Origin of the sequence: Pseudomonas sp. ME-P-057 (genome assembly GCF_030208975.1) — a bacterium.
Taxonomy (GTDB): domain Bacteria; phylum Pseudomonadota; class Gammaproteobacteria; order Pseudomonadales; family Pseudomonadaceae; genus Aquipseudomonas; species Aquipseudomonas lutea.
In genome coordinates this window covers 279671-288969 of the sequence record NZ_JARVSX010000001.1, presented here as the reverse complement: position 1 = coordinate 288969, position 9299 = coordinate 279671, and the positions used below count along the sequence as shown (strand labels likewise).

Below are 9299 nucleotides of genomic sequence, written 5' to 3'. Positions count from 1 at the left end.
TGCCGGTTGCCTAACTCATCGCGTTCTTCTTCAGACTGGGCATCGAGTAGGCCGACGCCGTTCTGCATGCCCAGGTCAAGGTTGACGAACGCATTGCCGATGCGCCGACCGTGGTTGATGCCGAGCTGGAGTTCGCTGAGGCGGTTACTGCTCGGCTCGGTGCGCACGTCGAGAACGTAGTTGTTGGTACGCAGATGAGCCAGGCCGGCGTTCACCGAGGTCTTGCTCACGTCATCGCGATGGATCACCCGCTCGGCGCGCAATTGGTGGTTCTCGTTGTCGCCATTGAGCTTGAATTTGCTGCTGTCGGTCTCGCCGTAGGTGCGATAGTCGCTTTCGCTGTACGTGTAGCTGAAGTTCCACCAGCCCCACGGCACGTTGTAATACAGCATGTTGTTTTTCGAGGTTTTCTGGTGGTCGCTGACAGCGTCGTGGCCGCTGCGCAGTATCAATTGGTCGCCCAGGCCCAGCGGACTGTCCCATTCCAGCCCTGCGTCCCATTGCTGTTCACCGGTGCTTTCCTGACCGTCGTTGTTACGCGACAGGCTCGCGCGCCAGGGCTTTTGCGGGACGTTGTTGACCACCACTTCACTGCCGCCGATCTGCTGGCCCGGGGTCAGTCGCATCTGCGCCTGCCTGGAGGGCAAACGGTTGAGCTGGTCCACCAGTTGTTCGATCTCGCGCAGGTCGAGCGCCTCGCCGACCTTGCCGGGAAAGGCCATGGCCAGCTCGCGGTCCGTCACGGTGCTGCCCTCGGCGGCTTTCAACGCTTCGAGTTTGCCTTCGACCACCAGCACCTGCAGGTGACCGCTGGAGAGGTCTTGTTGCGGCAAGTAGGCACGGCTGGTGACGCGGCCCTTGTCGATGTAATAGTCGGTGATGACCTTGAGCAGTTCATTGAGCTGCGTCACGCCCAGGCATTGGCCGATGTAGGGTTTGAGCAGACGCGTACGGTCAGTGTCGGACAGGCTGTCGGCACCCTTGAGCTCGATATCCTGAATCGGGAAGCAACGACTATCGGCCGGCGTGGCCGGGGCCTCGGGCTTGGCCTGTTTGCCGGGCAACTCCTGGAGCTCTTGCAGGCGGCGGCTCTGCTCTTCGAGAAGGCGGTTCTGCCGGTCGCGGATCAGGTCCTGATCGCCGGGCGTTGGGGCAGCGGTGGCGCTGTTCAGGCCCACACACGCGAGCAGAAGAGTGCAAAGCAACAACCGAATCCGTGGCAATAAAAAGGGCATGTTCGATCCGTCGAAAAATCAAGGGGCGGCAAATTAACATCGAATCCCGTTGATCCAAAGCGTTGGATCAGGTGGGCATTCGCGCCTGATAAATCAGCAAGGCTTTGATGGGCAGTAAAACAAGGCGCCAGGAAAGAGTTACAGCCTGTTACCGGAATGTGCTCTCCGACAAGCGGCGGCCATCAGTTGAGGATCAACACGCCCGACGGACTGCTACTAAATGGCCATCAGTCCGAAGAGATACGTTAGTGCCAGGCAATGCAGAAAAGTTCGCGCAGATTCTGTGAATTGGATCCCAATTATTAAATCACGGCACTGAATTCCAGACTCGCCCTGCATCCTGCGGTGCTTGTCGCATTTTTAACGTCAACGGATGAGTTCCTCTATCACATTAGAGAAAGATCACCCCTCATCGCTTTACGGCCCATGCAGAGTCAGCTTCGGGTCCAAAGCGGTCAGGCGCGACTGGCTGCTTTCGACCCAAAGCGGACATTTGACAGAAAGTACGCGGTAACGGATTTTTCACTGTGGCTCCAATTCTGACCATAAACAACTGCGCCCAATGCCGACCATTAACGTACCGTAGTCTTCAAAAATACTGGTATTCACCACATCCTGGCTCGTCCACGTTGCTTCACACTCTTCGCACACCCATAGCAAAATATTTGTGGAGCGCACCCTCATTGCTCGAACGTAACCTTGGCTGCACCTTTGGCACTTAATCAGCATAGAAATAATCTCTGACAGGACTTCGGTGTAGTCTAATCCTATCGGCTGCTTCTGGCCGATTTCAGCCAGTCGCCAGACGCTGCTTTCGACCTGAAGAGGTTTCAACGAAGTTTCGCCGACGTATTACGGTGTTCTTTTAGGTGGAAATTCAGGTGTAATCGGCAAGCCCGCTCTGAGGATTTAAGCCCCATGACTGACCGCTTGGTGTCAAGCTATCCTGACGTTCACCGTGCTTTCGATGCTCTAGAACCCGCCGAGAAAACGCGGGTGGCTACTCGTATCGTTCTCTGGGCGGTTGATGAGGTAGGGGGTGACTCTAACGAGGTCGCTGAACTGTTGTCGTGTGGAGGTCGGGCCCGACTTGAGACTATATGCGCTCAAATGGAGGAACAATACTTCTATCTGCTGGAGCGCGATGACGACGGATCTTTTGCTTGGTTTTGCAAGGCCCGCGCATATAGTGCTAGCGTGTTCCTTGCCCGTGACGAACTTGACGACGCGGTCTATGAATCGATTTTCGCGACTGATAAACCGTTCCAGGTCAGTGATTTCTTGTGAAAGCGTTGTGCAGTGTGAGCAACGAAAAGCTGTCGATGACCACTTTCGACCCGGAGCTGATCAGGTCAATTGAGCGCATCATCAACTGGCATCGGTTAGAACCCTCAGCTTATTTCGACAATGCTTGCTACAAACGAGGAAATTCCATGGCAAGGATGGCCGCTGTTTTCACTTTACTGAGTTGCATGGCGTCGACCTCGGCATTGGCGGCGTCTGATTGTCCGTTTCCGCAGGGAATGCAGGCATCCATCGGTGCGTCGAAGCAAGCTATTGAGGCCAGGCAAGCGGGCGTCGCCAAGGATGATCTGCTCACCAAAATTTCCCCCGCAGCCAACGGGCAGATGTCCCAGATGCTAAAGAGTATCGTCGACGAGGTTTACGATTATCCGGCATTGCTGCCCGAGGTGTATGCCGCCTTCCGGTTCGAGCGCTGCTTTGTTTCGCAGCAGCACGCCGAACAGGTGGCGGCTATGAAATTTGCCGATGCCTATCCGCTGCTGAAAAAATGCGAACAGCTCGACCCGGAAGGGGCCCGACCGCCTTGCGCAATGCGCGTAGTGCATACAGTGACCGGAATTCCCGAGTAAACGATCCGTTAATTTGCTCGCAGGAATGCATGCTGTGTTGCTGCGTCCTGAAATCGAGAGCGAGAGGTCGTCTAGATCCTTGTCCGCATCGAATGTCCGCTTCTGGCCGATTTCTGCCGTTCATGCCTCGCAGTACCGGCCAGAAACGGATTCTTCTAGCAGGAGTCAGAGGCGCCTAGGAGAACATTGGTAGCCACGCTTAAGTGGCAATAAAATAGGTTATCACCAATTATTGCCGTTTATCGGTTTTGAAGGCGACGGCGGCATTTGACGTGGATTTCGTGACTAAAGACATTGCCAATGATCGAAAACGAGCCGAGGTTGACAAAGCTATGCAAGAATTGACGAAAGCCCATCAGAATGATCAGCGACGGCTCACGTCGGTCGAGTTTCAGACCCTGGCCCAAGTTCCGGCCGCGGTCGAGTGGTTTGCCAACCTGGACAACCCTCGAACACGCCGTGCCTACCAAAATGACCTGGAAGACTTCTGCGGTTTTGTCGGATTGGCTTCGGCCGATGAATTTCGCGTCGTCACCCGATCACATGTTTTGGCCTGGCGCGCCCAGCTCGAGCATCGCGGTTTGGCCGGAGCCACTATCCGGCGCAAATTGGCGGCGCTGGCCAGCCTCTTTGATCACCTTCTGGAGAGCAATGCGATCGCCGGGGGCAATCCCGTGCACGGCGTGAAACGACCGAAGATCGAAAGCAACGAAGGCAAGACGCCGGCATTGGGTGATCACCAGGCCAAAGCGCTGCTCGAAGCCCCGGATGAAACGACCCTCAAAGGGTTGCGCGACCGGGCGCTATTGGCTGTTCTTCTCTATCACGGGCTGCGCCGCGAAGAAGCGGCGCTGCTGCAGGTGAACGACATTCAGGACCGTCGCGGGATCCAACACCTCAAGGTGCATGGCAAAGGCGGCAAGGTGCGCTACCTGCCGTTGCACCCCGTGGCGGCTGGGCGCATTCATCAGTACTTGGAAAGCTCAGGGCATCATTGGGCGGACAGGAAGGTGCCGCTCTTCATCCCATTGCGCGGCAAGCTGACCGGTGCCGGTATTACGTCCAACGGTATCTACACCGTCGTGGCGGCCTACGCGAAGAAGGCTGGGATTCAGGTCGACGGCTTGGGAGTCCATGGGCTCAGAGCAACCGCAGCCACCAATGCCCTGGAACATGAAGCCGACATCGCCAAGGTCCAGGCCTGGCTGGGTCACGCCAATATCAGCACGACCAAGATCTACGATAGGCGAGAGAACCGGCCGGAGGATTCACCAACCTACAAGGTGAAGTATTAGATGTCGGGTCGGTTTGAGGACCGGCAGTTGGCGAGTGAAAGAGCATGCTTTCAGCCAGTGATTGCTTTATAAAGTTGTTTCCCACTTTTAAACTCTTTAGCAGCGTCGGCCAGCATCGACCGTACTTTGGAGTCCTGCGTTAGATCGGCGAAGCTCTGAGGTGACCAATCATTTTGAATGTAGGCAGCTGTGACCATCAACCGAAGCCGAAATCCAACATCCCAGTTGGAGAACCAGCCCAGCTCCGGCAGGCAATCGAGAAGTATAGTTCTTGCCTCCCCCTGCAACTTGTCCCTTAGAACTTTTGCGTGAATTGTATCGAATAGCGCCTCCACAACTCTCTGTCCATCCTGATTTCCTGTGCGAAGAGCCAATATCAAGATAAAAGTCTTGAGCGCATTTTCTTGTTCACTGTTTAAATCACTGCGGGATTCTTCCAGAGCCTTTCCCCACGGTCCGACACCTCCAGCAAGTACCTGAGGTACAAATCCCCCAAGAGCAACAAAGTAATCGTAGAGAAGACTTGTTCGAGAAATACATCCCAGATAAGCAGACGTGAGCAGCAAATTCGGACGCGATAAGATCGACGAACGCCATGCCTGACCGACCGCCAAATCGCTATTTTCCGCGTTAAGCAACTGTTCGGAAGTAATTCTCGGAAAAGCATCGAACACAGAATCCGCAATTTTTTTGTTATTTTTTGATAATAGTAAAGAAATAAAATATGGCAGCTTCACCGCGTTTTCTGGAACGAGGGCCAGCAAATCAGCCAGTCTATCGTCGCCAAGCTGCAACGATCCTTCTTCAAGCAATAGCTCAGGACGCTCCCGCAATAGCCGATCCTGTAGCTTCGGAAAATCGGATGTAGCTGACCAGAACTTAGAGGCTTTGAGGCGGCTGATGCAGGCGCCAAATACGAGCTGTGCGATTGGCTCCACAGCATCAGCTATCTCGTCAGCAATGGCCAAAAGCTCTGCACTTTGAGAATCCCAAAGCTCGGCAAGCCTCTGAATACCTTCGAGCGTCGGCGGGGGTAATCCCGAGCCGGCCATCTCGTGAAAAAAAGCACTTATTGCTGCCGGTTGTGCCGGCGGCATAACGACTCCATCCACTAAATCTTGTTTTAACAGCAAAGCGTCTTGCTGACTAGGAAATGAGTCGCGGACAATCTGCATAATGTGATGGCCATCTATAACGGTCAGGTCGCGATCCATTACATAAAGCTCAACAAGCGGCCTAAAAGATTTCCGTTGCCGTTTCACGTCACTACCGTATCGCCATAAAAAATCTCGCAACTCTCCAGATCCTTGCTGAATGTCGAGTAACGCAGCAGACATCCAAGGAAGCGCAGCAGCAGGACTCAGATCAGATTCGGGTATGGCGGCGATTTTGGTAGAAAGGTCAAAACGCACGCCGGGAGCAGGATGATGCGAGTGAGCGGCGGCTGTCTGAAACCGTAGATTTCTTCTAAGCCTAGGCCATTGCTGAGACCAAACGGCGAAAAGCGGATCATCGATCTCGCCTGCAAAATCGGTATCTACAACTGCACGGTCCCTCTGATAGAGCGCTATAAGAAGCTTTGTAACAATGGCACTGTCAACAACGCTCCTGCCTGCAGAGATCGCAAGCTGCAATGGTTCACGATACTGGGAAATGTCAGCTTGGTTGGAAGGACGACTCATAGACTTTTGAAGGACTGCTAGGTCTTCAAGCAACTCCAACACATTAGGGTCAATCAGAAGCGCGTGAGTCCAGACGCATCCGGGCCTGGGCATTTCAGGCGCAGGCCACGTCCGCATAAGGACATATCGTCCGATGGATGGCGCGGGGACTCCGGTCCAATAACCGCCAGATTTGCCGAATACTATGCCAGGAGCCATGTCGCTCAGCTCGGTCAATGTCGAGGTTTCGGAGCCCAGAGAGAGAGAAGTGGCCAGTAGCTTATGACCATCGTTGTAACCGAACAGGCACTGGTCGACTTTCATTCTTGGACCGACATGAGCCAGATCAGTGGGAAAGTGATGTCGTGCCCTGTGCTGTTAGGACCTACTATCTGCACTCGATTACTTGGCGTTGGTAGTTTCGCAACTTGGATGACTGCCTCCGCGTTTTCCAAGCTAGTACCTTGGGCAGAAATGCCAAATATTTCATGTTGGAACAGTGCCGCATTCGTCCTCAGAAACTGGTCAACTAATGGCATGTGCTTGGCTAGCCATTCCCTAGGAGTCAGGTTCATACCTGCCGCAAGGTCCCAGGCAGAAATGAGGATAGCCATCCGTCGAGTCTGCTGCTCAAATGGGCGTCGTAGAAGATCGCTAAGAATTTGAACGATTTTCACCTGTTTTGGAAGATTTTGCGGCTGCCACGCCAAGCGTTGCTCGCTACCCTGCTTGCCCTCCACTAACCGAGCTTCGTCATCACCCGCTTCATGCTCCGGTATGCGCAAGCGTGCGTTTAGCTCCACGACGGATAATGTGTCCTCAGCGACGTTTGCACTGATGAAAAAAAGGATCCCGTCGCCTTCTGACACATCCGTAACGAAATCAGGCCGGCATCTACGCTCAATAACCTGCTGATCAAAAACCTCTCCTGCTAGGTCAGGGAAAAGGGCCGTGCCTCGAACACCTGTAGCGCGGTTTTTCAGGTTGAACGAAACCGTCATACTTCCTACTTGGGAAGTACGTGGAACCTTATTAAAAGAGCGCCAAGCCTCCGCGATCTGATTAAGGTATGTCAGATCGCCTTCATAACCATCCAGGACCAAGCTGCATTCAGTCTCATCTGACTCGATGAGATGCCAAAGGGCTGCTAGAAAGGTAGTCTTACCCGACTCAGGCAAGCCCATTACCACGAAGCTCGCATTCATTACCGCTCCTTCCTTCTGAGGAGCAGTCGATCGCATTCGTCTGTTAGCGCCGGTAGCTCAATATCTGCATCTTTTACGGGTAGGGAGGGCTGTGTCCAGCTTCTAAATAGAGGAGCAATGCCCATGGCTGGTTCGACGACCCCCTTAGGATCACGGGCAGCTATCCGGAAAACTTCTACCGTGTAAAAGCTCGAATAAAGATTGGTCATCCGCTGCTCGAATTCAGTGAGAGCATTTCTTGCGATAAGAGCTTCGTCATCATCGAGAAGATCGAATTTGGTGGTAACGACCTGAATCCGACAGCCCGAATTAATGGTCCGCGTTTCATGTAAGGCACGTATAAGGTTGCGCACAGATGCAAACACTTCTGCTCGCTTGAGATCCTCTCGAACACGCTCACCATCGACGATAAATGCAATAGCTGCTGCGCGACGCAGCTCAATCATCTCTAAGCTCTTCTTAGGAGTATCGCGAACCTCACGATAGGTTTCGCCTGCGCGCTCAGAAATCAATAGGTCTCGCCGATCTTGGGGAGTGGACACATCAGCTACTGCAAGGTGAAAAAATCCCAAGCCATCCCGTGAGGAAGTCCTTAGCGTATCGGGGGAAGTAGCTCCCGACTCAGCTCGCGACTGAAAACTCTTCATTTCAAACCCGGAAAGACTCCAACTGCCAGCGAAGAGTTTTCCCGCGAAAGGGCCATGTAGAAACCGCTCGTAGATCTCTGCCACCAATGTAGTCTTTCCACCATTTCGCTCTCCCACCACTGCGACTACCGATGCTGCTCGCCAACGCAATAATTCGTCCGCGTCCGCAACCGCTAGCAGTGTAGTAGCCGGGAGAAAAGCCCAGGTGGAGTCGACGCTCGGAGAACCGCCACTTTCCGTATGTTCGAAAACATCGACATCTTCGTCGACGCCCTCAACCTCTTCGATCCCATTACTCTCTGCTGTCACGCGAGTTGCCCTAGGAGATGTTCACGATAAAGCTGCTCAGCCAAAACCAGTGGCTCGAAGCTGATGGAGGCTTCCATGCCAGTAATTTTATGGAACCGCGCATGCCAAACACCACTGCCAAGCGTGCGAGCAAGGTCGATTGCAGTCGTGATTGGAACAAGCCGCACCGGAGGACCCGTTCTGATGTCTAGCTCGCTTAGATCCTCCCCGGAGAAGCTTTCTATAGTCGCTGACAACGCTCGGGACGTCTGCCCTTTAGGTTTTTTTGCCAAAGCAATAACTCGCTGCAGCATTGCCGGTGCAGCAAGTGGCCCCAATGTCGAAACAGTGGTTAAGGCTCCAAGATCTATTGCTCCTGCAATCGCCGCCTGATGGATGTCTATACTGGAGAACGGCCGGTCGAGATCGCGGCTATATTCACCGAACAACCACCACAGAATCTGCGATTCCTCCCTCATACCCTTCATCTGGCGATTCAACTCTGTAATAGCTGTGGAGATCTGGATGGCCGTCGATTTAGTGAGAGCGTGAGCTTCTCCTCTCATTTTCCCCAAGGTGATTACGAGCTCATCCATGTCTCCATTCGCTACGAGCACGACCTCTTCTCCCAAGCTCTTGTTCAGACTGGAAACAGTCACGGAGGTCTCAATTGCTCTAGGTGATCGATTACTAACAGAAAATCGCGCTAGCGCATTTCTTGCCACGCCGATCAACCATTCGCCTTGAGAAGGACGAACCGTACCCGCTACAGAGCCAGTAAGTACTGCGAGAATAGCGTGAGCTTCACCCGACTCGATCAACTCCTCAAGAGCGATCGCCGCAAGAATACTCGCCTCTCTACCATTGTTTACAAGGCTAAAGCTCGCATCGTCTTGAGCTAGTTCGTCACGGAACCATCCGGTATCCGCTTCAGCTAGATCAAAATAAATCCCCACCAAATCCCAGACTCGTTCTTTTGCTGTTTTGGCAGTCGCCACAATCCGTTTGACGGATTCGCCGCGCTCAATGATCGTCTGGGAGCTAGGGTTCAGGCCTGCCTCGGCATATCGGTCCGCAAATGTTGGTCTAGCCAT

At 53.6% G+C, this 9299-nt stretch carries 8 protein-coding genes; 3 read left to right on the top strand and 5 right to left on the bottom strand.

Features of this window, described 5'->3' with window-relative positions; genetic code table 11:
- On the bottom strand, positions 1–1235 hold a 1235-nt coding region (locus tag QRN48_RS01345), incomplete at its 3' end, for a ShlB/FhaC/HecB family hemolysin secretion/activation protein (protein ID WP_285348471.1).
- A gap of 918 nt (positions 1236–2153) precedes the next feature.
- Here QRN48_RS01345 and QRN48_RS01340 point away from each other — a divergent pair.
- The 3 genes from QRN48_RS01340 (at position 2154) to QRN48_RS01330 (ending at position 4404) form a co-directional block, all read left to right on the top strand.
- Positions 2154–2522 (top strand): hypothetical protein, encoded by a 369-nt coding sequence (locus QRN48_RS01340; RefSeq protein ID WP_285348470.1) that lies wholly within the window; start codon positions 2154–2156, stop codon positions 2520–2522.
- Between the two features lie 35 nt (positions 2523–2557).
- On the top strand, positions 2558–3109 hold the full coding sequence (locus QRN48_RS01335) for a hypothetical protein (RefSeq protein WP_285348469.1): 552 nt from the start codon (positions 2558–2560) through the stop codon (positions 3107–3109).
- A 332-nt stretch (positions 3110–3441) separates the two neighbouring features.
- Complete coding sequence (locus QRN48_RS01330; RefSeq protein ID WP_285348482.1) at positions 3442–4404, top strand: tyrosine-type recombinase/integrase; 963 nt, start codon at positions 3442–3444, stop codon at positions 4402–4404.
- Positions 4405–4454: 50 nt separating this feature from the next.
- Here QRN48_RS01330 and QRN48_RS01325 read toward each other — a convergent pair whose 3' ends face one another.
- Genes QRN48_RS01325 through QRN48_RS01310 form a run of 4 tightly spaced genes read right to left on the bottom strand, consistent with a single transcriptional unit; the run spans position 4455 to position 9299 of the window.
- The gene (locus QRN48_RS01325) at positions 4455–6389 is read right to left on the bottom strand and encodes a GAP1-N1 domain-containing protein (RefSeq protein ID WP_285348468.1); all 1935 of its coding nucleotides are present in this window, start codon (positions 6387–6389) and stop codon (positions 4455–4457) included.
- On the bottom strand, positions 6386–7270 hold the full coding sequence (locus tag QRN48_RS01320; RefSeq protein WP_285348467.1) for a TRAFAC clade GTPase domain-containing protein: 885 nt from the start codon (positions 7268–7270) through the stop codon (positions 6386–6388). Before QRN48_RS01320 ends, QRN48_RS01325 begins: the two co-directional genes overlap by 4 nt.
- Positions 7270–8226, bottom strand: a complete 957-nt coding sequence (locus QRN48_RS01315; RefSeq protein ID WP_285348466.1) for a TRAFAC clade GTPase domain-containing protein — start codon at positions 8224–8226, stop codon at positions 7270–7272. The genes QRN48_RS01320 and QRN48_RS01315 overlap by 1 nt, the downstream gene beginning before the upstream one ends.
- Positions 8223–9299 (bottom strand): GTPase-associated system all-helical protein GASH, encoded by a 1077-nt coding sequence (locus QRN48_RS01310; protein ID WP_285348465.1) that lies wholly within the window; start codon positions 9297–9299, stop codon positions 8223–8225. The genes QRN48_RS01315 and QRN48_RS01310 overlap by 4 nt, the downstream gene beginning before the upstream one ends.